The 25,878-nt window shown below is 35.9% G+C and carries 27 protein-coding genes; 5 read left to right on the top strand and 22 right to left on the bottom strand.

What is annotated here, in order from left to right; translation table 11 throughout:
• The first annotated feature begins 18 nt into the window (after positions 1-18).
• The 3 genes from M0G43_RS09260 (at position 19) to M0G43_RS09250 (ending at position 3,598) form a co-directional block, all read left to right on the top strand.
• Positions 19-1,767, top strand: a complete 1,749-nt coding sequence (locus tag M0G43_RS09260) for a tail fiber domain-containing protein (protein ID WP_248025319.1) — start codon at positions 19-21, stop codon at positions 1,765-1,767.
• Positions 1,768-1,785: 18 nt separating this feature from the next.
• Entirely contained in the window at positions 1,786-2,199 is a 414-nt protein-coding gene (locus tag M0G43_RS09255) for a lipocalin family protein (RefSeq protein ID WP_248025317.1), read from the top strand.
• Between the two features lie 652 nt (positions 2,200-2,851).
• Positions 2,852-3,598 carry a hypothetical protein gene (locus M0G43_RS09250; protein ID WP_248025314.1) on the top strand — a complete coding sequence of 249 codons (747 nt, stop codon included), beginning with the start codon at positions 2,852-2,854 and terminating at the stop codon, positions 3,596-3,598.
• Between the two features lie 266 nt (positions 3,599-3,864).
• Here the strand turns inward: M0G43_RS09250 and M0G43_RS09245 are convergent, their stop codons facing one another.
• The 15 genes from M0G43_RS09245 to M0G43_RS09175 all read right to left on the bottom strand — a co-directional run bounded on the left by M0G43_RS09245 (position 3,865) and on the right by M0G43_RS09175 (position 16,151).
• Positions 3,865-4,260 (bottom strand): hypothetical protein, encoded by a 396-nt coding sequence (locus M0G43_RS09245; RefSeq protein WP_248025311.1) that lies wholly within the window; start codon positions 4,258-4,260, stop codon positions 3,865-3,867.
• Between the two features lie 312 nt (positions 4,261-4,572).
• Positions 4,573-5,244 carry a hypothetical protein gene (locus M0G43_RS09240; protein WP_248025308.1) on the bottom strand — a complete coding sequence of 224 codons (672 nt, stop codon included), beginning with the start codon at positions 5,242-5,244 and terminating at the stop codon, positions 4,573-4,575.
• 54 nt (positions 5,245-5,298) lie between these two features.
• Positions 5,299-5,679, bottom strand: a complete 381-nt coding sequence (locus M0G43_RS09235; RefSeq protein WP_248025306.1) for a nuclear transport factor 2 family protein — start codon at positions 5,677-5,679, stop codon at positions 5,299-5,301.
• 140 nt (positions 5,680-5,819) lie between these two features.
• Positions 5,820-6,485 carry a hypothetical protein gene (locus tag M0G43_RS09230; protein ID WP_248025303.1) on the bottom strand — a complete coding sequence of 222 codons (666 nt, stop codon included), beginning with the start codon at positions 6,483-6,485 and terminating at the stop codon, positions 5,820-5,822.
• Between the two features lie 247 nt (positions 6,486-6,732).
• Positions 6,733-7,545, bottom strand: a complete 813-nt coding sequence (locus tag M0G43_RS09225) for a hypothetical protein (protein WP_248025301.1) — start codon at positions 7,543-7,545, stop codon at positions 6,733-6,735.
• A 193-nt stretch (positions 7,546-7,738) separates the two neighbouring features.
• Positions 7,739-8,455: a DUF4375 domain-containing protein gene (locus M0G43_RS09220; RefSeq protein ID WP_076614824.1), complete on the bottom strand. Its 717-nt coding sequence runs from the start codon at positions 8,453-8,455 to the stop codon at positions 7,739-7,741.
• A gap of 254 nt (positions 8,456-8,709) precedes the next feature.
• Positions 8,710-9,198 carry an SRPBCC family protein gene (locus M0G43_RS09215; protein WP_248025299.1) on the bottom strand — a complete coding sequence of 163 codons (489 nt, stop codon included), beginning with the start codon at positions 9,196-9,198 and terminating at the stop codon, positions 8,710-8,712.
• 184 nt (positions 9,199-9,382) lie between these two features.
• Positions 9,383-9,970: a DUF6705 family protein gene (locus M0G43_RS09210; RefSeq protein WP_248025297.1), complete on the bottom strand. Its 588-nt coding sequence runs from the start codon at positions 9,968-9,970 to the stop codon at positions 9,383-9,385.
• 185 nt (positions 9,971-10,155) lie between these two features.
• Entirely contained in the window at positions 10,156-10,482 is a 327-nt protein-coding gene (locus M0G43_RS09205) for a hypothetical protein (RefSeq protein WP_248025295.1), read from the bottom strand.
• Positions 10,483-10,951: 469 nt separating this feature from the next.
• A complete protein-coding gene (locus M0G43_RS09200; protein WP_248025293.1) occupies positions 10,952-11,221 on the bottom strand; it encodes a hypothetical protein in 270 nt (89 codons plus the stop codon).
• Between the two features lie 220 nt (positions 11,222-11,441).
• Positions 11,442-12,341 carry a TraB/GumN family protein gene (locus M0G43_RS09195; RefSeq protein WP_248025290.1) on the bottom strand — a complete coding sequence of 300 codons (900 nt, stop codon included), beginning with the start codon at positions 12,339-12,341 and terminating at the stop codon, positions 11,442-11,444.
• Positions 12,326-13,228, bottom strand: a complete 903-nt coding sequence (locus M0G43_RS09190) for a hypothetical protein (protein ID WP_248025287.1) — start codon at positions 13,226-13,228, stop codon at positions 12,326-12,328. The genes M0G43_RS09195 and M0G43_RS09190 overlap by 16 nt, the downstream gene beginning before the upstream one ends.
• Positions 13,229-13,281: 53 nt before the next feature.
• The gene (locus M0G43_RS09185; RefSeq protein WP_248025286.1) at positions 13,282-13,854 is read right to left on the bottom strand and encodes a hypothetical protein; all 573 of its coding nucleotides are present in this window, start codon (positions 13,852-13,854) and stop codon (positions 13,282-13,284) included.
• Positions 13,832-14,392, bottom strand: coding sequence for a hypothetical protein (locus M0G43_RS09180; RefSeq protein ID WP_248025285.1), 561 nt, complete (start codon positions 14,390-14,392; stop codon positions 13,832-13,834). The genes M0G43_RS09185 and M0G43_RS09180 overlap by 23 nt, the downstream gene beginning before the upstream one ends.
• A gap of 127 nt (positions 14,393-14,519) precedes the next feature.
• Positions 14,520-16,151, bottom strand: a complete 1,632-nt coding sequence (locus M0G43_RS09175; RefSeq protein ID WP_248025283.1) for a T9SS type A sorting domain-containing protein — start codon at positions 16,149-16,151, stop codon at positions 14,520-14,522.
• Positions 16,152-16,386: 235 nt separating this feature from the next.
• On the opposite strand from M0G43_RS09175, the gene M0G43_RS09170 reads away from it, so the two are divergent.
• The gene (locus tag M0G43_RS09170; protein WP_248025282.1) at positions 16,387-16,545 is read left to right on the top strand and encodes a hypothetical protein; all 159 of its coding nucleotides are present in this window, start codon (positions 16,387-16,389) and stop codon (positions 16,543-16,545) included.
• A 250-nt stretch (positions 16,546-16,795) separates the two neighbouring features.
• Here M0G43_RS09170 and M0G43_RS09165 read toward each other — a convergent pair whose 3' ends face one another.
• The 7 genes from M0G43_RS09165 to tpx form a co-directional block, all read right to left on the bottom strand.
• Positions 16,796-17,293, bottom strand: coding sequence for a hypothetical protein (locus M0G43_RS09165; RefSeq protein ID WP_248025280.1), 498 nt, complete (start codon positions 17,291-17,293; stop codon positions 16,796-16,798).
• Between the two features lie 31 nt (positions 17,294-17,324).
• Positions 17,325-18,473, bottom strand: coding sequence for a 3,4-dihydroxy-2-butanone-4-phosphate synthase (gene ribB, locus M0G43_RS09160; protein ID WP_248025272.1), 1,149 nt, complete (start codon positions 18,471-18,473; stop codon positions 17,325-17,327).
• A 30-nt stretch (positions 18,474-18,503) separates the two neighbouring features.
• Positions 18,504-20,486 (bottom strand): LptF/LptG family permease, encoded by a 1,983-nt coding sequence (locus tag M0G43_RS09155; RefSeq protein WP_248025268.1) that lies wholly within the window; start codon positions 20,484-20,486, stop codon positions 18,504-18,506.
• Positions 20,487-20,507: 21 nt separating this feature from the next.
• On the bottom strand, positions 20,508-21,149 hold the full coding sequence (locus M0G43_RS09150; RefSeq protein WP_248025264.1) for a LolA family protein: 642 nt from the start codon (positions 21,147-21,149) through the stop codon (positions 20,508-20,510).
• A gap of 21 nt (positions 21,150-21,170) precedes the next feature.
• Positions 21,171-23,561 (bottom strand): DNA translocase FtsK, encoded by a 2,391-nt coding sequence (locus M0G43_RS09145; protein WP_248025262.1) that lies wholly within the window; start codon positions 23,559-23,561, stop codon positions 21,171-21,173.
• Between the two features lie 125 nt (positions 23,562-23,686).
• Positions 23,687-24,070: a diacylglycerol kinase family protein gene (locus tag M0G43_RS09140; RefSeq protein ID WP_248025260.1), complete on the bottom strand. Its 384-nt coding sequence runs from the start codon at positions 24,068-24,070 to the stop codon at positions 23,687-23,689.
• A gap of 8 nt (positions 24,071-24,078) precedes the next feature.
• On the bottom strand, positions 24,079-24,579 hold the full coding sequence (tpx, locus tag M0G43_RS09135) for a thiol peroxidase (protein WP_248025255.1): 501 nt from the start codon (positions 24,577-24,579) through the stop codon (positions 24,079-24,081).
• A gap of 163 nt (positions 24,580-24,742) precedes the next feature.
• On the opposite strand from tpx, the gene M0G43_RS09130 reads away from it, so the two are divergent.
• Positions 24,743-25,873, top strand: coding sequence for a DNA cytosine methyltransferase (locus tag M0G43_RS09130; protein ID WP_248025254.1), 1,131 nt, complete (start codon positions 24,743-24,745; stop codon positions 25,871-25,873).
• Positions 25,874-25,878: the final 5 nt, after the last annotated feature.

The raw sequence follows: 25,878 nt of genomic DNA, 5'->3' as shown, positions 1-25,878 counted from the left end.
TCTAAAACGACAATAGTCATGAAATCATCCATCATAATTGCAACTTTTTTCCTTATAAGCATTCAGTATTTAAATGCACAAATAGGAATTGGAACCACGAGCCCCAATGCTAAATTAGACGTACGATCTTCAAATCAGATAACTCCATCGAACAATGATGGTCTTTTGATTCCGAAGATTAATAACTTTCCAGCTACGCCCCCTACGGCCGCACAGGATGGCATGTTGGTTTTTGTAACTGGTAATGGTACGCCTGCCAAAGGTTTTTATTATTGGGATCAACCCACAACCAGTTGGATTCCTTTTAAAGGCGTTGAAAAAATTGATGATCTATTGGACGGTAAGTCTGACAATGATGGCACCAACAATGGCTCCTCCATTTTTCTAGGTATCGGTGCTGGGGCATATGATGCCTCTGATGATCTAAGAAATATTGGAATTGGATATAATGCACTCAACAATAATGATTACGGTGCTAATAACATTGCAATTGGTCACAGCTCACTTGCTAATAGTATAGGTGGTCAATTCAAAATAGCAATAGGTAACAATACCCTTCAAAACAACAATGGTTATTCTAACATCGCCATTGGTGTGGATGCTATGAGCAATACTTCTAATAATGTTGGAAATAATGTGGCCATTGGTACAGGTGCACTAAACCAAACCACTGGTTTAACACCCAATATAGCAATTGGTAGCAATGCAATGTATAATAATACTGGTGGAGGAAATAATGTTGCATTAGGAGAGGAAGCTTTGAGCGCAAATTTGCTTGGATCTTCCAATGTAGCGATTGGTAGAAGAAGCTTGCATAGCAATATTCATGGCTTATATAATATTGGAATAGGTCCTGGCACTCTGAGCGATAAGACTACAGGGAATCATAACATTGGAATTGGATACCTCGCAATTGGAAATTTGATATCTGGTGGAGCGAACACTGTTATAGGTAGTTTGGCACTCTATGAAAATACTGGCGGGGAAAATAATACAGTTATTGGATATTCATCTGGCCGTAGTAATATAATTGGTAGTGGCAATATTTTTTTAGGTACTAATGCCGCTTATAATGAATTGGGAAGCAATAAACTTTATATAGAAAATTCAAATGCCGATTCAAACAATGCCCTTATTTATGGTGAGTTTGATAATAATATGCTGCGTGTAAATGGTAATCTTCAAGTAGGAGGTGAAGCTAATCTCAATAGAAATATTGCTACTGGCGTAGCACTGCGAGTCAATGGCAGTGAGGCTATTTGGTACAATGGCACCTATTTTAGTTGGGGTTTTGGAGGTATTGGAAATTTCTTTTCTGATAATGTGGGTATTGGGGTTACAAATACTCCGTATCAGTTGCAGTTGTCAGGAAATTCCGCCGCAAAACCAACTTCTTCTGCATGGACGGTGGCTTCTGATGCACGATTGAAAACGAATGTACGTGAGTTTACGGATGGATTGAATTTGATTGACAAAATCAATCCTGTATGGTTTACATATAACGGGAAAGCTGGGATGCCCAATGAAACTGGCGTTGGCACCATTGCGCAAGAACTTCAAAAAGTAGCTCCTTATATGGTGAATGAATGGACCTACCAATCTGAAGATGGAAGCACCAAAGAAAACTATCTAAGTGTCGATTATGGCGCGATGGATTTTGTACTTATTAATGCCATTAAGGAACAACAGAAAATAATTGAGCAACAAAACGCGAAAATAGAGGCGCTCGAACGACGACTGGACAGCCTTGAACGAACAAACAATTAACTTTAAATCTTGAATATTATGAACACACACAAATTATTAATGGTACTTATTTTGGCTTTAGGTCTTGTAGCCTGTAGTGGTGATGATGATGGTGACAGCTCGCAACAGATGACCAATGCAGAATTGCTGGTGGGAAAATGGTATTTTGAAGCAAGGTCTGGCGGTTCTTACACGGCTTGCGAAAAAACAGGCTATATCCAATTTCGAAATGACGGTACTTTTACTCTTGAAAGTTTTGAGGATGACGCTGGGGCTTGCGTTTCTACAGGAGCGGTATCAGGAACTTACACCTTAACAAATAGCATCAACATTACTTTAATGGCAGGTACCGAATCGCAAACGGCCACTATACAATCTATTACGCAAAGCCAGCTCGTAGTGACCGATACGGGTTCTGGTGAGGTGAATACCTTTGATAAAACTGCAGGATAGGGACTGCAAATTTTATTAAAGATGATTGAAAACACGAGTGATGATGCTCGTGTTTTTTTATTTTCATAAATCACCTAAAACTAACAATTTACAAATGCTCGACGTCCCACCATTAAATTTGTACGAAAAGTCTTTAGTGATTTTCATTATTTTCATCATTTTCTTACTGAATTTTTCATAAAAATTAAGTACCTGTTTTTCGATTTTGATTTTTTAATTCAAAATTTACTGATAAAAATGCAAGAGTAAATTTTCTTACATTCTTCAACGGTGGCGTGGCTTTTACTCACTTTATCGATGTAATTTGCTTTTTAACGAGTTGAATTTCAAAATTTAAAGCCTTCGGATGGTATTGTTCTAATTTGTAATATTGCCCCTGTCAGTTAGTTATGACACGATATGACCCCGAGTTGGGCTTCTGACATTAACTTTTAAACCCATTTCTATGATTTAAATTTTTTAACCTATGAGAAAAACAATCAAGAACGGAGCAAAGGTGTCTAAAACGGCACCGCTCGCAGAGACTATTAAACAAGTACTGACCGAAGAGGCTCAAAGCCACGACTTCGCGAGTGAAGAAGGAAAGCCTGAACCAACGACAGAAGCGTCGGTACAGGAGGAACAGACGTCAACCAATGCACACATTATAACGATGCGTGAGGAGGAGGATGAAAAAGTGCGTAAACGTGTAAGTACCAGTATCACCAATGTTCTTACGCACTGTGGAGATTTTATAGCCCATGCCACCACTTTAGGCGGGAAGTATATTACGAACAAGCCACTTTATCAATTGGCTAACCTGAAGGTGATGGAAACCGAGGCCTATGCACTTGTGGCGGCTGTGGATGTGGCTTTTGTGAACTGGAAGTATGCTGTGGCCGTGCGCAAAGATGAGTTTGAGGGATTACAGGCGGTGTGTGCGTTGGTGATTGCGGAGGTGACGATGGATGGTGCGAGTGAGGTAACAGTGGAACAATTGCGTACCATCATGCGATTATTGAGAGGCGAACGTAAGACTCCGAAGGATCCAAAAAAGCCTGATACAAATTACAGAAGTGTGAGCCAGATGGATTTTGATATGATTGTGTCTAACTTTGCAACGTTTTTAACCATGGTGGGTGCTGATGAGAATTATGACCCTGCGACGGAGACCATCAAATTGGTGACGTTACAGGCGAAGCTTGAGGTACTGCGCAGTGTAAACACTAATGCATTGGTGGCCGAGGCGGAACTTGATGCTGCACGTGCTGCGAGGAATGAGTTTTTTAATACTGCCGTTACTGGACTTTGTGATGTGTTTAACAAGGCAAAGAACGTGGTGCTGATCAACTTTGGTAGAAAGAGTGAGCAGTATGCGAAGGTGAAGGGATTAGTGTTTAGAAAGATCAGTGTAAGATAGAGGTTTCTTCTTGTTTTCCTGAACGGAAATAGTTATTTAAAAAAGCCATGGCTCATTAATTGAGCTGTGGTTTTTTTTTAGACCTGTTAGATGGTTAGACTTTTTAGACAGTTAGACTTTTTAGACAGTTAGACAGTTAGACAGTTAGACAGTTAGACAGTTAGACAGTTAGACTTTTTAGACAGTTAGACTTTTTAGACCTTTTAGACCTTTTAGATTGTAAGACTTGTTGGTTTAAACATCAATATTTACGAAGTAAACCTAATCTACTCAAGGGTATAATCAATTATTTTTTCTTCTGATTGAGACTTTATTTTTATTGATACGCTTTTATAATCGGGATTTGTGTAATATTTGCCATCTGTGATTTTTAAATTGAAAGCCTTTACTTCTTTTCCAAAATGGTCTGAATTATTCATTTGATAATATTCCGTTGGGTTTTCGAAAATATCTGATTTTATGTATAATGTATCCGAGAGGTTTACATTTTGAAGGAAATAGAATTTGTTTCCTGGTGTGCTGAAGACTGCAAGGGTGGGTGCATCTGTATATTCATCTGATTGTGGTTTGTAGGTGTGACCTTTGGGTGCCGGTGGGACCAAGCAGGAGTGGCAGAGCAAAAGCGCACAAAGAGTGCTTAATAGCTTATGTTTGAGTTGCATAGTTTGTTTTTTAGGGCATGCTGCCGTGTGGTGTAACCGCATAAGATGCATTCAAAAAAATGGTTTTATATGCCACGGCTCATTTGCTTTTGTTCAATTTCAGAGTTTTTGAATTCATATCTAATCAGCTTATTATCAGAACAAGAAATGAGAAAAATTGTAAAAAATAAAACTGAAGTATATCCAATATTCATTGGTTTCTCAAATGGTTGCCAACGGTCACGTATAACCGTCTGATACGGATTTATGAAAATCCATCCATAGGCTATTTTCATTAGCTAAAGGCCAAGACCATATTCTCATGTTCTTAAGTTAATGGGTACAATCGTCTACGACTTCATAGGGAAAAGGGTCTCTCAATTTCATGTCTTTTAAAACATTTTTTAACTCTGATTCGCATTCGCTAAAGTATTCAACAATTTCCTTGTCATAGAATTTATAATTATCACTTCTAAAACATTTTAAGATGTGTCTTTCTCCCTTGTTTGTGAGGCAAGTGTAATTCTTGATTTTTGTTTTCCAATTGTTTCCAGACATGTAACTGTAACTTACCATATCGTGATAAAAGTCATAATTATCACCTTCACGCAGGAGGGTGTAATCTTTAAACTTCGTTTCTTTTGATTTGGTAGTTACTTTAAAAAAGACCCTAACTTTAGGAGTTAATTCATACTCTTGTTTAGCTGCATCTTTTTTTCTTGCAGCCGAAAAACCATATACCAGTCTATCTGGATCCAATTGTTCCGGGTTATACTTTACACAATCACCATTGCCAACTTCTCGGCCAAACATATCTTTTTTTCTTTTTTTACAGAGCTTTATTTTATCGATGTAATCTTTACCTGATGTAATGCTTATGTATGCGACTCTTTTCTCACCATTTTTTAGATATAAGGTGTCTAGGTCTGACGTGTATTTTTCTTTTTGTGAAAATGAATTTAATGATACGAGCAATATCAAGCAGGTGAACAGATTAATTCTCATTTTATGAACAGTTTAAGTTGATAGTGTTCTAAATATAAACAAATCTTTTTATTGTTATTTTATTTCAATTATGTATGATGTCATCGATTTTATTTTTGCACCTTTTGCTCCTTTAAATTTGTAAAAGTCTGAAAAGGCATACTTTTTTCCGTTTTGCATTTTAATAATTCCGTTTGTTGCTCCTTCTTTTCCGTGCGATAAGATTTGGTGGATTATCAATTCTGTCGCTTTTTCGGATTTCATTTTTTCCAATTCTTCTGTGAACTTTTCTTTTCCCTCAATTTTTCTGTCGCCAATTATATCCCAAACAATTTCATCAGTGACACTTTCCTTAATAAATTTTACGTTTCCTTTTGCAAAGGCAATATTGAATTCTTTTAGAAATTCCATTTTTGGTGAATTTCCGCAATTAGGGCTTGAAATTATTTTTGTCATTTTGCAGGATTATTGATTTCTGACGTTTTTTTAGCTTGTTGCCAACGGTTTTGTGTATGGCTCGGTGCGTGGAAATGAGCTAGGATTTTCCGAGTAGGCGAGAACAAGCAATTACTTATAGGCATTGTTGTAAAACGTTTTTATTCATTCTTTTGTTCAGTCAGAGTATTAAATTCAAACACTTTGTTTTCAATATTGTCAGTCGTGAATTTCTTAAAGTCATTCACAAAAAGAGTAATGTCTTGATTATTGTTGCTTGCTATTTCTAAATTATACTTTTCGTTAATTATTAATTTTAAAGGAATGTTACTTTTTTTAACTGCGAATGATGCAAAACTTTCAAACATCGTATTTATGTTAATTAAGCCATTCTTTGATTTTATAGTACTTCCAATTCCAATTTCGTCATCGTTTCCAGAATTTGAATAAGATTTGAAAGATAATTTAACATTTATTGAATCTGTTAAGCTATTAGTTTCTATAATTGAAATACTATCAATCGAATGTATTGGTTTAATGAAATTCAATTGAATTTTTTTGTTTTCAATCAAATATGTTCCTGAGCCAAATTCATTAATCGTAAAATACGGTCCATCTATACTACCTTTTTTTTGATTTTTGTCATTATGGTAGGACAATGGTGAGTGACCTTTATATGAAATAAAACCAAATTTTTGATTTGGCAATAAATGAATAAACTGTAAACTGTCAGATGTAAAATAGATTTTTTCTCTACTGTTTTCTTGAGAGTAAAAGGTTTTACTGATTAAAAGAATTGTCAGAAGTACAATTGTCTTCAATTTCATATCACGTATTTATTCAAATTTATTCCCATAGTTTTTTTAATAAAAATTCAATTTCCTAATCAGTTATTTCGATTTAGTGAAAAGGTCATTTGGTTTAGGTAAATGTTTTACAACGGTCTTGTGTATGGCTCGTTGCGGGAAATCCGCGAGGATTTTCCGAAGGAAAATCGGAAGCCGGCAAACAGGCAACCAACTTTGTGTTAGCTAAAACTAGCAATTTTTTATACACGGTGTTGGGCATAGTTTTTTAATTTTCAATCCAACTGTAAAATTTGATATTATTCCAACCATATATTGAAATAGTAACTCCAGAATTTTCTTCGATGTTTTCTGAAGAATATTCATTCATTATATTAGCTAAATTGTTAAATTCGACCGAATCTGTGTACTTATAATATTTTGAAGGATGATTGACCCAATTTCCATCAGTTGTTTCTGGATAAGGAATTCTTCCTTCTCCTTCAAATTCAAATTCTATGAAATCAGCATTTTGCTCTATAATCTCTGAAAAATCTGTATAAATGTTTGTATTAGTTGTATTAGTTCCGCAAACGTATGCAAATGAATTTTCAGGAATCCTAAAAGTTTTGTCGTGTAATGAAGTTGTGAAATTATTTTCGATAAGCGTTAAAGATATTTTTTCTTGATTAATATTTATAGAATACTTATCAATTACACTTCCATTTAAAAAGCTTATTTTATTTGTGTTTTCAGGTAATTCGATATAAGATGTTGCAGGTCCGATTGCAGTAAAACATAATTCGGGTTCAACTATCTGCTCAAATCTTATAATTAATTCATTACCGTTTATAAATTCAGTAGTTGACAATCCGTAGTTAATACAAGGAAACATTTCAGAAGTAATTAATTTTAGTTTTAAAACGGGTTCTTGTATTTCGTTAGTCGTATATATTTCTTCTGCCATAAAATTGATTTCTGAATTAATAGAGTTTTCAATTATATATTCTGCATAATCAGAATCATTTAGGACTTCATCTTTGTCAGAATCACAACCTAAAAAAGTAAATCCAATTAAAGTAAAGATTAATAGTTTTTTCATAACATTTGTTTTCACATTAGATGAGATTTTTCCGATTTGGTTGCGTTAAATTATGCCCAACGTTTGGGCTATGAGTAGTTGCGTGGTTTAGCGGTTAACTTTGCAAGTACACACCAAACTGAAAATCCGCGAGGATTTTCAGAAGTAGACGAGAACAAGCAATTACTTATAGCCATTGTTGTAGCACGTTTTTTTATTTTGTCTTATAAAATTTATCTCTATTCGCTTTTACGTATTTCGTCAAGTCCTGCTGATATGTTTTGACAAAACTTTCCTCGTAAAAATAATCTTCTATTTTTTCAGCCGAAGGAAGTTCTTTGTATCCTTCTGCGAATGCTGTAAATCGTTTATTCCAATCACTTTTATTATTCTGAAACTTTGAATACAAATCTTGAATTGTATCGAACTTACCAAAATATTCATTCAAAACTATTTTATAATCCGTAGCCAATTTTTCCATTCCAGTTACTTGCATTCCTTCTAATGCAAGTATTGACAATTCTGGGTAATTAAACAAAAATTGGTAAACTCCTCCGTTGTTGACTTGAGATTCAAAGTTTATTAGAGTGAAATAAATCCTCTGTTCTTTAGTCAGCTCATTTAAAAAATCAGCGTGAGTTTGATTCTTTTCCCAATATTTATTTGTTGAGTAAATGTCATTGCAAATTTTCTCACAAATGTCATAATGTTCATTGTCATAAACTCCCCATTCTTTATCATTCCATTTTTGCTCAATTTCAGATATCCAATTTTCAGGCAATAAAGGAAGATGTTGAGTAGATTCAGATTGAGAATCAAGTCGAACAAATTCAGTCATAGTGTTTTCAAGATTTTTTGATTTATTTCTCAAAACTAAAAATGCAACAACCAAAATTAAGATTACAATTATGATTAAAATTCCTATTTTCATTGGTTCGGTTAAATGTGCTACAACTTGTTTATATGCGCTATAATGCTTCTAATATACAACCATTTTGGGCGGCTATGCGCTATTGGCAACAAAAAATCACGAGGGAGAGTAACGTTTTTTATATATGGCTCGGTGCGTGGAAATGAGCTAGGATTTTGCTAACGCCAGTTTGCACTTCGTGCTCGTGACGGACGTAGGGGAGAACGAGCAATTACTTATAGCCATTATTGTGTGCAGGTTTTTTTTTAATTTATTCAGTTGTTGACTCCTTTTAATTCTGGATTTTTATTTCGTAAGTCGTATCCTGTTTCATAAAATGATTTTAAGTTTAGTAGATAGAAAGTCCACCCTTGTAAACATCCAATTCTGATATTAAATTTTGATTTCTCGTCCGTTGGAATATTATGTTGTTTAAGGGTGACAAGAATGTATTCTCCAATTTCTTTAAGTTGAATATCTACTAAACAATCTCCTGCAAAAGTGAACTGAAAAAAATCTTTCCCATTTGCTTGAGTGATTTTTCCTTTCTCCAAAATTTCAAACAAGTACCATGTCCACTCATAGTTATAGTGAGTGGTAACATTTTTGTTACTATCTAAAATATTATTTTTGGTGTCTTTAAACGTGCAGGTTTCTAAAAACCATTTTTCAATTTCAGAGGATTTTGTCCAAGCGTTATAAACGGTATTCAAGGTTGATTTAACGGCGATTTTTGTTGTAAATGAAGTCCAATCTTGTGCCATACAAATATTTATTTTTAGGAGTTTAGTAGGTGATTATTGTGTGGATTCTATCTTGATTTCATTATTGTAACTTGTTTGCTCAACGGTTGGGCTATGGTTTGCTTCGGCAGTTTGCGATTTGTGCTCGTGACGGACGTAGGCGAGAACGTGCAATTATTTATAGGCATTGTTGCGGTTCGTTTTTTTACATTTTAGTCATTATAATATTGTCAGGAACACTAAAAAACGACTCACCTGGATTTATTTCACCCAAACTTAACCAATATTCTAATCTTTTTGGTTTTGGATCATTCCTTAAGATAATACTGGATAAAGTAAACTTTAATTTGTCGTTCTTGTTAGGTTCTTTGATTAAAATTAAATCTAATAAATAAGTATTTCTTTTTTCGTAATCTACAAAAGACATATATAATTTTCCAAACTCTTCTATAACACCATTCGGATTTGTTCCTACGGGTGAATTGTATATCAATTCGCCATTCTCGTATTTTTGGTATTGAATTACCATTCCATCTTTATAATAATTTACATTAAAAGGTGCTGTATAATGATACTTTTCTTTTTTCGATAATGTTATTCTAAATTCTGTTCTATCATTAATATATTGCCAAGTACCTATAAAAGAATTCATAAAATTCTTTTTGTCTTTTATATAGTAACTACCATTTTTGCGATACTCTGCTTTTCTTTCATCAGCCATATCAACAACTGTTGGTGTGCTACCACAAGACTGTAGGGCTAAAACTAATATTGTTGCTATTATGTTTTTCATTTGACTTTGAGAATTAGTAGATTCCGCATATTTTGGTCAAAATTAACCACAACGGTTCGGCTATGATTTCGGCGTGGATAAATCCGCTGGATTTGTCCGCAGAGAAATCAGCTTGGTTAAATTTACGTATTTTTCGAAATAGGGCATAGGCCACGCTGAATTATAGCTGGTGTTGGCAGTAGTTTTTATTTTTTAAGAGTCGCATTACTCATTATCAAATCATATTCTTCTGTATTATCTTGAAGTTCGCCTTTCACTCTTATTTGTTCATTCTCCTTCAGTTTTTTTTCGTCCGATTTATCAGCAAAGAGAATTGTCAGTTTTTTTGTTTTTCCCTTCAGATTAATTTCAGTCGAAATGTATTTATGTCCACCATCCGCTCCAGTAGATTTCACTACATACTTGTCTATGATTAATTCCGTCAACATTGGATTTAGGATTTGTTCATTTTTCTCATAAAGAAAGGTTTTATTAAATTCCTTATAATTATATAACTTACAATGAATGTCCATACTTTGATTAGTCCGCTTTGACTAATTTTTTTATCCACCATTCCATCTAAAATATAGATTATCGATATAATTCCAACAAGGGCGGAAAGTAGAATCATTATTGCATAAAAGAAGCTAATCAGTTTCCAGATATACTCAAACAATATTTCTTTGTCGAATTTGTCCAAATTTGTTTTTTCAAATTACTGCCAACGTGTTTGGCTTTAGTTTGCTTCGCCAGTTTGCACTTTGTGCTCGTGTCGGTCGTAAACCGAAGATAGCAAATTTGCGTTGAATTCCGATAAGGAATTCAACCGCAAGGAATTATAGCCGGTGTTGTACACAGTTATTTCTTTTTTTTATTGATTCCAGAGTGTATTTGTCATAAGCCATTACGTCAAATACTTTCGATTCTCCAGAAGTTAACCACTTTTTGTAAATCAGTTTTCCATTGAGATAAACATAAAGTTCATTATCCTTTGTTTTTTCCTTAAACACCATTTTCCGAAAAAGTTTTATTAAAGTCAAGAATTCTATTCGGGTGATTTTCATTATGGTTCTCATATTCAGCCCAAAACATCACATCTCTTGGGTCAACTTTTGCTAAAATCAAATTTTTTTCAAAGTTTTCGATTCCGTTTTGAGTTAGAAATATTACACAGCGAATAATTCGGTCAGAATTCAAATAGTCGTATTCTTTCAAATATTCCGTTAAAATTTTATTCGCAGAAATTAAGTCCGAGTCAAACCGGTTTTTCATTTCGTCAATAATATCTTTAGGTAATTCCCTCAATTTTTCTTTTCAGCGGAATGCTTGGTTTAATTGTGTACAACTCGTTATATGAGGATAAATATACTCTATATCTCATTATCTTAACGGGATATGAGGAACTTTTTGTTATGCTTTTTGGGGTTTTGTTATTGTTCGATTTTGAGGAGAGGGTGGCGTGGTTGATTAGTTTTTAATGTGAATAATGGTTTTATTTTAGGTAAACTGGTGTGACGGTGTAGCCTAGTTGGGTCAATTGATTGATGAGGCCGCAACTGTACATTAAATGGCTTAAGCCAACGGCGATAAAGCAGTTTTTTTCTTGAAGCTTTTGGCTTATTTGTGCCATCCATAGGGCGTTTCTGTCTGTCAATATAAGGTGATTTCTACAGGGTGCCTGTAGTTGATAGTGGATAGCCATGTGTGCATACCACTTTGTTTCTTCGCAGTTGTTTATGTTTTTGTTTTTGATTTTTTTGATGATGTTGGAGAGTCTTCGCTTGTGGTTTTTTTGGGGCAATCTCTCGACGTCTTTGTTGAGTAAAGTGATTTGTTGCTGTGTTGTTTCGAGCCCGTAGAGTGGTATGTTTTGCTCAACGGCTTTTGTGGCTATATAATCGTCTAAAGAAAGCGAGGTGTCATCTGCTGCTTTGTTGAGACATACTTGCTGTTTGAAATGTCTGTTGAGAAAGGTGTACATTTCTGTGGGGGTCATTTTGTTATAATCTGTAGGGCTGGTAGCGAAGAGGTTTTTGATGTATGCGAGGTCTTGGTTGCTCAAATATTTGTTCCAAGGTGTGGTGTTGGTTCTGCGGTTGATAATGTCTTGGGCGGTTTGACCGGGAATGTTGAGGTTTTCCTTTATGACTATTTGACTTGATGCAAGGGCTTGATGGGCTATGTTTAAGGAGTCAAAAAATTCTTTTCCGAAAGCATGGTGGGTTCCAAATAGGTAGGAGACGTTATCGGTATGGGGCGAGGTTACCTTGAACAGGATGGTGGTGATGGTATCTGTAGCCTGGTTGTTTTGTAGTTGTGCTATGGCGCATTGAAACGATAGTAGCCAGAGAATGGCGAGAGCGTATATGGATTTTTTTATGGTGTGGTCCATAGGAGTGTTTGATTGTTTTGTGGGTTGAGTAGGGTTAAGTGGGGCTGTGGGGTGGTACCGTCGAAAATTAATCTGGATGAAAATAGTAATTTTTCTTTGTTCCAAAAGGCGACCCAGTGTGGTACCAATGGTTCGGATTGTTGAAGAATGGTATAGCGTTTTCTGTTTGAATCGATGACATCGAAACATCGTTTGCCCCAATAGGATAGCAGTAATTCTCCATTAGAATAGTCGGCATCGAACACTTGATTGTGGTTCATAGGTGGGTGTTTCACTTTTTGGTCAATGAGGTCATTCCATTGTTTTAGGATTTTTCCGTTTTGATCTACCAGATAACAGGCGTTATCGGCCAATAAAAGGATTTGGTTATGCTCTACTGCGCGGATTCTTTTAATGGGATGCTCGAATTGGAAATAGGTGGTGGGCTGTTCACCTTTTTTAAGGTTATATGCGTCGGGGTATTTTGCAAAAACCATTTCATGGTCTGAACGCATGAAGAAACCGCCTTCTCCTATTCTGTAATGGTCTTTGAACCAATCCCATATAACTGTGGGCTGTTTATCGATTGTAGCTTTTAGGACTCTGACTTGAAATTCATTAGTTGCCTGCAAAAACCGTCTTTCGATGATGTAGAGTTCGTTTTGCTTGCTATAGAGCATAAAATCGCTGGCCGTATATTCAGATTGCAAATAGACCTTTGGTTGGGAGCCTCGTGTATAGATCATCACACATGCATAATGGTTTGGGTCGTTTAGTGGATTTATATACGACCATACCACGGCGTCGCCAATGGTTACCATATTTCCTGTAGGATGAGCAAAGGCAGATGACGCGAGGAAGAAAAATGCCATGCCTAGTATGGTACTGTTGATAATGGATGTTTTCATTTTTTTAAATTAAAGGTCACTGCAGTGGCTACAAGTTAAAATAGGTGGTATCTTTATTTGATTTTCAATGTTTTGGCTGTATAATTGGTTTGTGATTCGAGCATTTCCATAAAGTTAATAAATCCGACGGAATCTTGGTTGATGTATGTGCTGTGTGTGCTGGATTTTAAGTAGAGGCATTTTAATGAGCCTAGGTAGCGAACTTTTGATAATTGGTGCCAATGGAAGGTTTTTTTTGTGGCTTTCCAATTGGTAACGGTAATTCTGGTGTCATCGAACTCCACTCTATAGTTATAATAAAACATGGTAATGGCGACGCCAGGAATCAAAAACATACCTGAAACGATGGGTGCTATTATTTGTATGTCGTCGTTCCAATTTAAGATCATGAGGTTGGTGAATGTAAGTCCGATGATGGTGGTGACTATTCCAGTGATTTTATAGATTAAACTAGCTCTCAAGACATATTTGCCTGATATGTCTTTTTTCTGTCTTTTGTTTGATTGTATTTCGGAATACCATAGGACAATCCCCGTGATGAGGGAGGTTAGTATGGCTGCTGTGAGGTGAGGCATGGGTTTTGGAGGAGTTTGAATGAGTGGGCTAGAGGTGGAGTTTTGTGGCATCCTCGTTTTTGCGTCTGATCATGTTTTTTAAGGACTGGTTTAGCTCTCTGCCAAATATGTACTCGTATAAAAACTTTTCTTTGCCATTTTCTATCAGGGTGTCATTGGTTTCTGAAGTTAAAACGGATGAGATTGGTTCGTTTTCAAGAAATGATTCAAAATTGATGCTAGAAGTTTTATTTTTTACCTGTTGGGTTAATTCGTCTGTTAATTGCTTTCTTAAATAGATGGCATCTGAAACGCTATAAACTGCCAGTTCATTATATAACTCGTAAAAAGAGCTTTGATCTAATATTCTAACAAGTCCTGCTTGTCCTGGAATGAATGAGAGAAATTTTGTCCATTTGGGTCCAGACCAACCTGACCAGAGTACTTCATATTTCGGATTCGTTCTTAATTCAGAATAAAATTTTCTGTCTTGTCCACCACTTCCAAAAATAAATAAATCGTGTTTTTCAAAATCTAATGCATTAGTAGCGCTAATTTCCTTTAGCATTTTTTCATAGTCATTAACTTCGATGGTTTTGTATTTATTCATTTATAAAACGAAGTTTGTTTCCGTAGGAAATAAGTCTTATTTGAAATACCATATCTGATAGCTTACAGATTAGTTTTTACAAGATATATGTGAATAAAATGGTTCATTCAAATATTGAATTAAATCTTTAGTATTTAATTATCTTAATAACTTGAATGCCCGATTGATTATATATTTTGAGAAAATATATACCATTTTTAAAGGATGACAAGTCTAACTCATTCTGTAAATTATAGTTTGTAATTGTTTTAACTTTTTTACCCTCGGCTGAACATATTTCTATGTTAACAAAAGTGTCTAAAGTACTTACTCCTTTAAGTTTTATGTTATTGCTAAAAGGATTTGGATAGACTGTGTAGTAAGGGTTGTCAGTTAAATTATCTGGCGTACCCAAGGCGTCTGAAACAATATATCTGGCTAGAGTGAAGTCATAATTTGATGATGGATAATTAGGCCTGGTAGATCCTGCCAATATTAATTTGTCATTTGATTGACGGAGCAAGCTTGTGCAAATATCATAGGAATTGTTATTTATGTCCGTATCTACAGTAGCATATGATGCATTTACATTGCCAAAGGTATTGTCAAAAGCCCCATTACTATCTAAACGAAACAAGCGGAAATTTGCTTGCAATGGAAGTGTTGGAGAAGAATATGTATAATAGCCAGCTATAATTATTTTACCATCTTCTTGTATGATAGAATCGTTACCCTCCCCTCTTTGTATAGTAGAATCGTTACCTTCGCCAAAATTATTCAAATAAGTAGAGCCGTTGGTCCCAAAGCCTGTATCTAAAGTGCCATTTGAATTGAATTTTTGAACGGCAACGTAATAAGACCCAGAGATGTAATAATTGAACAAATAACCTACTGTTATAATTTTGCCGTCAGGCAGAAGGTTTATTGACTGAATAGTGTCATTATAACCACATGCACCTAGATACGAGCCGTAAATAACTCCACCATTACCAAATGTCCAATCTAGAACACCATTTGTATTATATCTAAGTAGGGCTCTATCTGTATAATAATAATCTTCACAATTTTCAATTAATTGACTCTCCCCACCAACCAAGATTTTTCCATCAGGTTGTATTATCATATCATGCATTTCGTTCCATTCAGATGTAGGAGCATTTAAATCCGTTGTGACTATTCCGTCGGCATTAAAAGTTGTATCTAAATTTCCATCAGATGTTAAACGAAGCAGTGCATAGTTAGAATTAACTTCACCTCCAACCATAATCTTGTTATCAGGAGTAAATGCTAATTTTTTGCCAATATTTCTGTATCCATTGTCGTATATAAAAATTCCATTAACACCGAATGATGTATCTAAAGCTCCATCAGGGTGAAGACGTGCTACGAAAAGATCTCTATGTGCATTAGTAGTTTCACCAACTATAAGAATCTTATTGTCGGCTTGCAATAGAGCGGAATTAGCTACGTCCATGTTTCCAGAAAGGTCCATAATAACTTGACCATTTGTTCCGAAAGACGTGTCTAGCGAACCATCAAGATTGTATTGAACCAACGCAATGTCAATATTTTCCGAGCTAGTAAAAGTTCTTCCTATAGCAAGGATTTTCGTTTCATTTTCAGTTAAAATAACTGAAAATGCTTCGTCTCTAGAACCACTATTATAAATGTCAGTAATAACAATACCATTTGATCCAAAGGTAAAATCTAGTTGACAGACTTGGGCGTATATTATTTTAGTTAGAAACAGGTGAATTAAAATTAGTATTGTTTTTTTCATATAATCATTTCCAAAAGTTGCTAATGATGTTTTGACATTATTAAGACATAATTATAAATATAATAAAATAATTATATAAGCCAGTGCTGTCTTATAGAGCTATTAAAAATTATTTCTTGACTATAAGCTACGGAGTGATTAAGTCTAAATTTGCTATAGAAATAAATATTGTTAACTGCATTAAAAGCTTAAAGTTCGCGATATAAGTTCTGTTACTAATAATTAAAATTACGTTATGAATGTCTCAACTTCGATGTTCAACGGTATTACTCCTTTAGTTGACATTACAATTCTTTTGGTAGATAAATTTATTATTGGTTTGAACGATATAATTACTGTAGTACGTTTTGTAATTCTTGTAGTTGAAGATTTTATTTATGCATCAACGATTTAATACCTGTTGTAAGCTTTGCAACTCTTTTGGTAGATGAATTTATTAGTGTTGTGAACGATATAATTACCGTAGTTAACATTGTTACTATCGTGTTCATCGAGTTTGTATATGTAGTTAATGATTTAATTTCTGACGTAAAGGTAATATCTTTTGTCGTCAACGAATGGATTTCTATACTCAATACATTTCGTAATGTAACACTCGTCAGAATTTTTGAAGAAATTAGATGCTTTACATACGTGAAACTTATTTATAGTATAGCTTCGTTTTGATTTCTGAACTGTTGGCGCATGGCAGGCGTGAGGTGCAAATCGGTTTCGACACCGTGGCTTGTAGGTTTAAGAATTATAAAGTATAAAATCATACCTAAAGCTATCAAAAGGAAGAACGCATTTTCTGAATTTAAAAACAAAACCAAGGCGAACAGGGCAGGACCTTCTATCAAAGCATACATAATCAAACGGGCAGTTTGGTAACGCTCCATTTTTGATTTTAGATCTGTCAATGATTGCACTGTTTCCAACTGTTTATTGAACACAACTCTTGAGAGCATCAAACCTGACACTGCTACGATGGGTACAATGATCATGAAGATATCACTAAAGTCTAAAACTATCTGCCATGAATCTGTAAGTACTGACACAACTACTGCGAAGCCTATCATAGCGGTCAAGAACATAGTGTGAAGCATTTTGTTAATGGCTACATAGCCCTTTGGCGTTAGTGGTTGTTTGGGTTGCTGGGTCATGTTTTGTTTTTTTATCAGTTATAAACCCTATTTAATAACTAACGTATTCCATAATCTCCAATCCATAGCCTATCATCCCAACACGTTTGGTTTGTTGGCTGTTGCTGATAAGGCGCAGCTTATGTATTTTTAAATCGTGCAGTATCTGTGCGCCGATGCCGAAGTCTTTAGAGTCCATCTCAATACTTGGTGCCTTTACCACTTTGCCCTCAACTTGAGATTCTTTCAGCAAGTTAAGACGTTTCAGTAAGTTCATGCTTTCTGCCTGCTGGTTAATGAAAATGATGGCGCCCTTACCAGCATCGTTCACGACCTTAAACATATCGTCCAGCTTTTCATCGGCATTGTTGGTAAGCGTTCCAAGAATATCATTGTTGACGAGCGTGGCATTCACACGTGTTAAAACAGGTTCGTCAGCAGTCCAGTGTCCTTTGGTAAGTGCAATGTGTATCTGGTGATTGGTGGTCTGCTCATAAGCTCGCAAACGGTAGTGTCCAAAGCGTGTTTCAATGTCAAAGTCTTCCTTTTTCTCAATGAGTGAGTCATGCTCCATACGGTACGCGACCAAATCTTCAATGGAAATGATTTTCAAGTCGAATTTCTTTGCCACTTCCATCAATTGCGGTAAGCGCGCCATGGTACCATCTTCATTCAAGATTTCGACCAAAATTCCTGCTGGTTGATAGCCCGCCAAACGCGCCAGATCTACAGCGGCTTCGGTATGCCCTGTACGTCTCAACACACCGCCATTCTTCGCGCGTAGCGGAAAAATGTGTCCTGGTCTTCCAAGATGATGTGGTTTCGTATCAGAATTTACCAATGCTTTGATGGTCTTTGACCTATCGTGCACCGAAATACCCGTAGTACAACCATGACCTATCAAATCAACCGATACGGTAAACTGGGTATGATGTAATACAGTGTTATTTTGTACCATCATGGTCAGGTCTAGCTCTTCGCAACGGTCTTCGGTAAGAGGCGCACAAATAAGACCACGACCGTGTTTCGCCATAAAGTTGATCATCTCGGGAGAGACCATTTCGGCAGCGGCAATAAAATCGCCTTCATTTTCACGGTTTTCATCGTCCACCACAATAATGACTTTTCCTTTTTTGATGTCATCTATGGCTTCTGCTATGGTATTGAGCTGTACTTTTGATTCCAAAACAGTAGTATTCATGTTACGATAAATTATGCGCAAAGATACGGCTTAATTTATATTTTCTAAAGCACTTTGGTTTAAGTCTTCGCGTATCTTGTTTCTCAACAGGAAGTGCGCAATCATATAAAAAGGAAAGCCAAAAAGCATCAATAGAAGACTTAAAGGTTTTACTTTAAAATTGAATTGCTTATAGAATTTTTTCGTTAGAATATAGGTCACTACGAAATAAAGCAGATAGATACAAAGTGAGATAATGCTCAAATCTCGTGAGGCAGCAGCAAACTCTGGGAATTTATTGTTCTTAAACACAAAGTGAAGAACAAGCAGCGCTATACCTATAATATAAAAGATAAAGGCAAATCTTGAATAATCTATACAATCTTTAGCTCTAGCAGAGGATGAAATAAAGTTCTCGTCAACCACAACGCCATGAGCAGCCAACGTATCAAATCTTACACCGCGTTTTTCAAGCACCGCAAAGGCCTTGGCCTTGCTGACTTTGTTGAAGTTGTAGCTATCATAATTTTTAAGAATGTCAATCAACTTCTCGTCGCTATAGCCTTCAAAATATGTATAGGAAATGTCCTTACCGTCTTCGTCATACAGGACTTTTTGTTTTAGTTTCAAGAACTTTTTGATAGGATCCAAATAACTTCCGAATTCAAACAGACCTCTGTCTTTGGTCGCACGTCTGGTCAACGAGATGCCTAGAGGCAACATGATCAAAGTGGAGAGCCAGGTCGCAAACACCGGATTCAACGTACCATCCTGCGAGCTGTTTTTGGCAAATATTCCAATAAAGTGGTAGGTAAGAAAGAGCAAAATGGCAATGACCATAGGAAGCCCAACCCCACCTTTACGAATCAAAGCACCTAAAGGAGCGCCCACAAAAAATAGGATGATACAGGCAAAACCCAAAGCATATTTTTCATGTAATGCAATAATGTGTTTATTGAGCGTCTTATGCTTAAATTGAAAATTTTGTTGTTTAGTACTGATTATTTGATTGGTACTGTTAACTGTATTAATGGCCAAATTGTAAAGTTGACTTTTTGTTTTGGTGTCAAATAAAGAAAGGAAGTCACCTTTATAAATTGAATCTTTTTTGGTTTCTACATTAATGTTGAGACTATTGATGTTTGACCTTGAATAGAGAATATCCGAAAAACCTTTTAAGTCATTCTTTCTATCCGTTTGAAGACTGTCAATGTAATAATTCAATCCGCTTACATTCAGCATATTGAATCGGTCGCTAAAGCTTTTCTCTTCTAAATCAACATTATTGAGTGCTTCTAAATCTACATTAATAGTATAGGTTTCAAAATAACTCTTTGCATGCGGCTTCTTTTGAGATTCTTTTGGGTCTTTGCTGAAAATCTCTTCGTAATAATGACCATCATGCAAGACCAATTGCAAGATGTTTGAGTTCTCATTGCTTACCAATTCACCCCTTTCAGCGATAATAACTTTGTAGTTACCAAGTCGTTTCTCTGATTTGATGTGCATTACCACTTTTTCCAAAAACTGACCTTGTTCGCCTGTTTTCTTGTCCACCTTAATGTTGATGTTCCCAATCTCGTTGAACTGACCTTCTGCTATCACCATGGCAGGCTTTAGTTGTGCAATGTTCTTACGGAGATTGTAAGACTCAAATTCAGCCCAAGGAATTACATTGTTGGCAAAAAAGAAAGTCGTGATGGCAAGTCCCACGATGAAGATGCTCAAGCCGCGCATAGCTCGCTGTAATGAAATCCCAGTTGATTTCATAGCGGCAAACTCATAGTTTTCGGCAAAGCTCCCAAACACCATAATGGATGACAATAAGATAGTGAGCGGCAATACCAAAGGCATCAACTTTGGCATAAAGTACAACAAGAATTTCCCGACGGTCATCATATCAAGGTCTTTACCAGCCAACTCGCTGATGTAGAGCCAAACCGTCTGTAAAACAAAAATGAGCATGAGTATTATAAACACGCTCATAAATGTTTTCAAGTAGGTCTTGAGTATGTACCTATCTAATATTTTCATCGATTGGAATAAGCGACAACCTTAATCTAACTTATTAATGTAGTAGCCTTTATATTTATTTTTGTCAAAAGTAAACAAGGCTTTTGAAATAGGCTCGTTGGTTTTAAAAGAATTAACAGTTAGGGTTGTCTGTGTGCCGTTTTTGCCAGTCTCAATAAGATTGTAGATGTGTTTGGTCTGTGCATCGATACCTAACAAGACACTTTTGATTTCAGAATTAGTGTCAATAGGGCTCAATTTTACATATTGAATTTTTCTGCCATTGACGTTCTGAACGATGTCCATCTTATAGGTATATCCATCTTTATAGAACGACAGCATTTTGCTAGGAGTAATGGTACCTTCATCATCAGAATTGTCTTTAGAAATGGTCACTTCTTCATCTTCAGGATTAATGGTATATAATGTTTTGCCATCAAAGATTCTTGTTATTCCCAGGATGTTCAACAAGTATTTATCACCTTCAATGACCACATCACCACGAGTTTCTTGATTGATGTTCTCGCTGGTGTTTTTCAAGACATACTTAAAATCGATACTGATGTTATTATAGCTCTTAACTTTCTGGCTCACCTCATTCAAAAGTGCCTTTGCCTTTGCGCCATCTTGCGCTTGAGTGGAGAAAGAAATCAATAAAACGAATGCAAAAAGTATATATTTCATAATTAAATAAATTGTATTTTTTTAGATGGTTTCATTTTCCAATAATTGTTCCAAAGCCACAAGATCTGGTACCAAAACCTGTCGCGCCTTGCTACCTTCAAAAGGACCAACAATCCCTGCAGCCTCCAGTTGATCTATCAATCTACCAGCTCTGTTATAGCCCAATTTCAGCTTGCGCTGTAACAGTGATGCCGATCCTTGTTGTGCCGTAACAATGACCTCTGCAGCTTCTTTAAACAGTTTATCTCTGTCGGCTATATCTATATCAAGACTTGTGCCATTCTCTTCACCTACATATTCTGGCAGAAGATAGGCATCTGGATATGCTTTTTGGTTGCCAATGTACTCTGTTATGTTCTCCACTTCTGGTGTGTCCACAAAGGCACATTGAATACGTGTCAACTCATTTCCTTGGGTGTACAGCATATCTCCACGACCTATCAATTGATCGGCACCAGAATTGTCCAAGATAGTCCTTGAATCTATTTTGGAAGTTACCCTAAAAGCAATACGAGCAGGGAAATTAGCTTTGATAATACCAGTGATTACATTGACAGATGGACGCTGTGTGGCAATAATCAAATGGATACCAATAGCTCTCGCCAATTGCGCTAAACGTGCTATCGGCGTTTCTACTTCCTTGCCAGCGGTCATAATCAAGTCGGCAAACTCATCCACCACCAAAACGATGTATGGTAAATATTGATGACCTTCATTAGGATTCAATTTTCTTGCCTTGAACTTCTCGTTGTATTCCTTGATGTTACGGCACATTGCATTTTTCAGCATCTCGTAACGGTTGTCCATCTCAATACACAAGGAGTTCAAAGTGTGAATCACTTTAGTATTGTCTGTAATGATGGCTTCTTCACTGTCAGGCAATTTTGCCAAATAATGACGTTCTATTTTGTTGAATAAAGTCAACTCCACTTTTTTAGGATCGACCAATACGAATTTGACTTCCGCTGGATGTTTTTTGTACAATAAAGACGTCAACACCGCATTCAATCCTACTGATTTACCTTGACCAGTAGCACCAGCCATTAAGAGGTGAGGCATTTTTGCCAAATCGACCACCATAGTTTCATTGCTTATGGTTTTACCAAAGGCAATTGGCAATTCCATATCTGATTTTTGAAACTTTTGTGATGCAATGACCGAACGCATCGATACAATAGTTGAATTTTTATTCGGAACCTCGATACCAATAGTTCCCTTGCCAGGAATAGGAGCGATGATACGAATGCCAAGAGCAGCTAATGACAATGCGATATCATCTTCTAAATTCTTGATTTTTGAAATACGCACTCCAGCATTTGGAACAATTTCATAAAGTGTAACTGTCGGACCAATAGTTGCTTTAATGTTTGCAATACCGATATTATAATTATTTAAGGTCTCAACAATCTTGTTTTTATTTTCTTCAAGCTCTTCTTGGTTGATAGTGATGCCTTCAGAATCGTATTTTTTCAATAAATCGAGAGGAGGGAACTGGTATTTGCTCAATTCAAGAGTTGGGTCGAACTGCCCAAAGTCTTCCACCAATTTATTGGAGAGATTATCAATTTCAGATTCTTCTTCTGCAATCTCTTCTACCTCAATGGCAACATCACTCTCTGGAGCTTTAATTGGCTCATTAAATACAGGTTTTGTTTCATTAACTACTGCAGGCTTTGAATGTTTTTCGATGGTAGGTTCACTTTTTACTGGTGTTAAGTCGAAAGCAGACTTGATATCTTCAGCTTCAGCTGTCAAATCATTATCAATGGCTGCATAGCCATTGTCTTCATTCTCCAATTGATAATCTGATTTCAAATCCTTTTTGGCAGATTTAAATAAATCCACAAAATGTTGACCAGTGACTTTAAATCGAATCGCCAAATAGGCAATCAATCCAAATACCAATAACAACACCGTTCCAATCACACCAATGTAATCCTGAAGGAAACTATTCATTTCAAAACCAATGGTGCCGCCAAGTGCGTCATATTTATGTGCAAAAAATCCGAAGAGAATTGAAAACCAAATGGCAATCAGTGTTCCCCAAATCCAATGCTTGCGAAGTTTGGCTTTTTTTAGGTCGAGCGTAACGTAAATCCCAGAAAGAAAAAGCAATCCGGAAAAAATAAAAGAAGAGATTCCAAAGCCCTTGATGATGAAGAAATCGCTCACCCAAGCACCGACTTTGTTCAGCCAGTTTTCTGCTTTTACGTCTCTTGATGACATTTCGGTAAGTGTGCTCTGGTCGACCTTACCAGTAAAAAAGAAGGAGAGAAAGGCAATGAACATCAAAATACCAAGAATAATCAGCAAGCTTCCAAAAATTAGTTTTTGTTGGCTTGATAACTTGAAACTCGGTTTTTTGATTTTAGTTGAAGTACTGCTTTTCGTCTTGGTTTTCTTCTTCGCCATCAACACGTTGTTAGATTGAAACAAAAATACAAATTACTGACGTTTATCCTAACGGAAACTATAAGTAAATAGTATAATTTTAAAGGGACTTATGAACATTGAAATATCATTGGAAATCCCCTTTTTTAGATAAACATTAAGACAATTTTCGGGTAGTAAATAATGATGGCACCTACCACAGCAGCTATAGAAGCAATAAAAACTGCACCTGCAGCAATATCCTTGATTCTACCTATGCTAGAATGCAAATCTGGATGTATGAAGTCTGCAATATACTCAATGGCTGTGTTGATGCCTTCTATGCTCATTACCAATCCAATCATTGCAATTTGAAAGAGCCATTCTGTTTTGGAAATATTGAAATAAAAGCCTGCAATAGTCACGAAAACAGTTATGAATAGCTGAATCTTAATGCTTGACTCTGTTTTACATAAATAGAGTGCGCCATTAAAAGCATAGCGCACACTTTTTAACCTGTTTATCAGGAATGATTCTTTCTTTTGGGTCATTGATGCAATTATGAAAGTGCGTCTATGGCAGCTTGGTAGTTAGGTTCATCAACGATTTCAGGAACTTGCTCCGTATGAACTACCTTGCCATCTTTATTGATGACGACAATGCATCGAGAATGTAACGCTTCCAACGGACCATCAACAAAGTCCAGACCATAAGTTTTACCAAAACTTCCATCTTTAAAATCCGACAAGCTTACTACATTATCAAGTCCTTCTGCTCCGCAAAACCTTGAAAATGCAAAAGGTAAATCGTGTGAAATGCATAATACTTTGGTGTCTTGCAATTCACTTGCTTCTTTGTTGAATTTTCTAACGGAAGTAGCACAAGTGCCAGTATCAACACTTGGAAAAATGTTCAACACTAAATTATGTCCTTTGAAATCGTTCAAGGTTTTAGTGGATAAATCGGTTGCAGTCAATTTAAAATCAGGAGCTTTGTCACCTTTAGATGGTAAATTTCCTGAAGTGTGTATCTTATTTCCTTTAAGTGTAACTGTTGCCATAGTGTTATGAATTTTAGAATGTTAAAATTAAGGATAATTTGAAGTTTATTCCTTAAAAAAAGTATAATATTTTCCATCTAAATTTAGGTGGTTTTCTTACGTATGAAATAAGGTTTCAAATTTGTAGAATGATTTTAGTATTATTGCCGAAGATAAAATAGATATGCTAACTTCGATTGATTTGTTTTCTGGTTGCGGAGGAATGACCCTGGGTTTTTCATGGACTGGATTTAATTCTCTATTGGCTTCAGATATTGATGAAAATTGCGAAAAAACCTTCGCTACAAACTTTCCAGAAATTCCTTTTCTGTGTGGAGACCTTTCAAATTTCAAGAAATCAGATTTTGATGTTTATATCAACAAAACAGCTGTTGATGTAATTATTGGCGGACCACCTTGTCAAGGATTCAGTTTGGCCAATAAAAAGCGCAACAAAGTAAAAGACGACCCAAGAAACAGGTTGTTTTATGAATTTGTTAAAACTATTGATTGGTACGGTCCGAAGGCTTTTGTGATGGAAAATGTGAAAGGTTTATTGTCGATGCAATCTGGAAAAGTGATGCTTCAAATACTTGAAGAATTGAAGTTGGCAGGAAAGTATGGATATGAGGTTGATTATAAGATTTTGAAAGCATCTGATTATGGCGTGCCGCAAGCAAGAGAGCGCGTAATTATTATTGGTATACGAAAAGATTTGAATCAATCACCTAGATTTCCTGAACGATGTGTCGATGTTGAAATAACGGTAGATGAAGCCACTTCAGATTTACCTCCAATACAAGCTGGAGAAGGAAAAGAAGTGATGGATTATGCATCTGCACCTCAAAATAACTATCAAATGCGGATGCGAAATAAAGCTAACAAAGTTTATAACCACATCGCCATGAAACACACCAAACGGTTGATTGAGCGTTTTAAAGCCATTCAGCCAGGAAAAAATCTATTGGATGTTTGGGAAACACATGGTGCAGTACAGCGAGGAAATCCGACAGCGAAATCAAAAATTAAATTCAGTCAAAATAATTTGCGTTTGATTGCCGATAAACCAGCGCCAACCATTGCTGCGAGTTTTCAAAGCAATTTTATACATCCGCATCTTCATAGAAATTTCACGGCAAGAGAAGGAGCGAGGTTACAATCTTTTCCAGATGATTTTATTTTTGAAGGTATGCGCACTAAAATGAGCTGGGAAAAAGGCTTGAGCCAGTACCAACAAATTGGCAATGCCGTTCCGCCTTTAATGGCTTTTGAAATTGCTAAAATACTGAAGGAGCAATTAACATGTACACCATAGGTAAT

The sequence above is a fragment of the Subsaxibacter sp. CAU 1640 genome (assembly GCF_023156585.1).
Classification (GTDB): Bacteria; Bacteroidota; Bacteroidia; order Flavobacteriales; family Flavobacteriaceae; genus JBPOFM01.
The sequence above is the reverse complement of the archived record's forward strand: the minus strand, read 5'-3'. Positions and strand labels throughout refer to the sequence as shown.

Bases quoted from the DNA above. Each gene is read 5' to 3' on its own strand.
- M0G43_RS09170 (WP_248025282.1), top strand. From the start codon at position 16,387: ATGAATGTCTCAACTTCGATGTTCAACGGTATTACTCCTTTAGTTGAC.
- M0G43_RS09190 (WP_248025287.1), bottom strand. From the start codon at position 13,228: ATGAAAACATCCATTATCAACAGTACCATACTAGGCATGGCATTTTTC.
- M0G43_RS09165 (WP_248025280.1), bottom strand. From the start codon at position 17,293: ATGACCCAGCAACCCAAACAACCACTAACGCCAAAGGGCTATGTAGCC.
- M0G43_RS09225 (WP_248025301.1), bottom strand. From the start codon at position 7,545: ATGAAAAAACTATTAATCTTTACTTTAATTGGATTTACTTTTTTAGGT.
- M0G43_RS09200 (WP_248025293.1), bottom strand. From the start codon at position 11,221: ATGAAAAACCGGTTTGACTCGGACTTAATTTCTGCGAATAAAATTTTA.
- M0G43_RS09180 (WP_248025285.1), bottom strand. From the start codon at position 14,392: ATGAATAAATACAAAACCATCGAAGTTAATGACTATGAAAAAATGCTA.
- M0G43_RS09240 (WP_248025308.1), bottom strand. From the start codon at position 5,244: ATGAGAATTAATCTGTTCACCTGCTTGATATTGCTCGTATCATTAAAT.
- M0G43_RS09220 (WP_076614824.1), bottom strand. From the start codon at position 8,455: ATGAAAATAGGAATTTTAATCATAATTGTAATCTTAATTTTGGTTGTT.
- M0G43_RS09145 (WP_248025262.1), bottom strand. From the start codon at position 23,561: ATGGCGAAGAAGAAAACCAAGACGAAAAGCAGTACTTCAACTAAAATC.
- M0G43_RS09230 (WP_248025303.1), bottom strand. From the start codon at position 6,485: ATGAAATTGAAGACAATTGTACTTCTGACAATTCTTTTAATCAGTAAA.
- M0G43_RS09195 (WP_248025290.1), bottom strand. From the start codon at position 12,341: ATGGACCACACCATAAAAAAATCCATATACGCTCTCGCCATTCTCTGG.
- M0G43_RS09215 (WP_248025299.1), bottom strand. From the start codon at position 9,198: ATGGCACAAGATTGGACTTCATTTACAACAAAAATCGCCGTTAAATCA.
- M0G43_RS09235 (WP_248025306.1), bottom strand. From the start codon at position 5,679: ATGACAAAAATAATTTCAAGCCCTAATTGCGGAAATTCACCAAAAATG.
- tpx (WP_248025255.1), bottom strand. From the start codon at position 24,579: ATGGCAACAGTTACACTTAAAGGAAATAAGATACACACTTCAGGAAAT.
- M0G43_RS09255 (WP_248025317.1), top strand. From the start codon at position 1,786: ATGAACACACACAAATTATTAATGGTACTTATTTTGGCTTTAGGTCTT.
- M0G43_RS09150 (WP_248025264.1), bottom strand. From the start codon at position 21,149: ATGAAATATATACTTTTTGCATTCGTTTTATTGATTTCTTTCTCCACT.
- M0G43_RS09175 (WP_248025283.1), bottom strand. From the start codon at position 16,151: ATGAAAAAAACAATACTAATTTTAATTCACCTGTTTCTAACTAAAATA.
- M0G43_RS09250 (WP_248025314.1), top strand. From the start codon at position 2,852: ATGCGTGAGGAGGAGGATGAAAAAGTGCGTAAACGTGTAAGTACCAGT.
- ribB (WP_248025272.1), bottom strand. From the start codon at position 18,473: ATGAATACTACTGTTTTGGAATCAAAAGTACAGCTCAATACCATAGCA.
- M0G43_RS09205 (WP_248025295.1), bottom strand. From the start codon at position 10,482: ATGGACATTCATTGTAAGTTATATAATTATAAGGAATTTAATAAAACC.
- M0G43_RS09260 (WP_248025319.1), top strand. From the start codon at position 19: ATGAAATCATCCATCATAATTGCAACTTTTTTCCTTATAAGCATTCAG.
- M0G43_RS09140 (WP_248025260.1), bottom strand. From the start codon at position 24,070: ATGACCCAAAAGAAAGAATCATTCCTGATAAACAGGTTAAAAAGTGTG.
- M0G43_RS09130 (WP_248025254.1), top strand. From the start codon at position 24,743: ATGCTAACTTCGATTGATTTGTTTTCTGGTTGCGGAGGAATGACCCTG.
- M0G43_RS09155 (WP_248025268.1), bottom strand. From the start codon at position 20,486: ATGAAAATATTAGATAGGTACATACTCAAGACCTACTTGAAAACATTT.
- M0G43_RS09210 (WP_248025297.1), bottom strand. From the start codon at position 9,970: ATGAAAAACATAATAGCAACAATATTAGTTTTAGCCCTACAGTCTTGT.
- M0G43_RS09245 (WP_248025311.1), bottom strand. From the start codon at position 4,260: ATGCAACTCAAACATAAGCTATTAAGCACTCTTTGTGCGCTTTTGCTC.
- M0G43_RS09185 (WP_248025286.1), bottom strand. From the start codon at position 13,854: ATGCCACAAAACTCCACCTCTAGCCCACTCATTCAAACTCCTCCAAAA.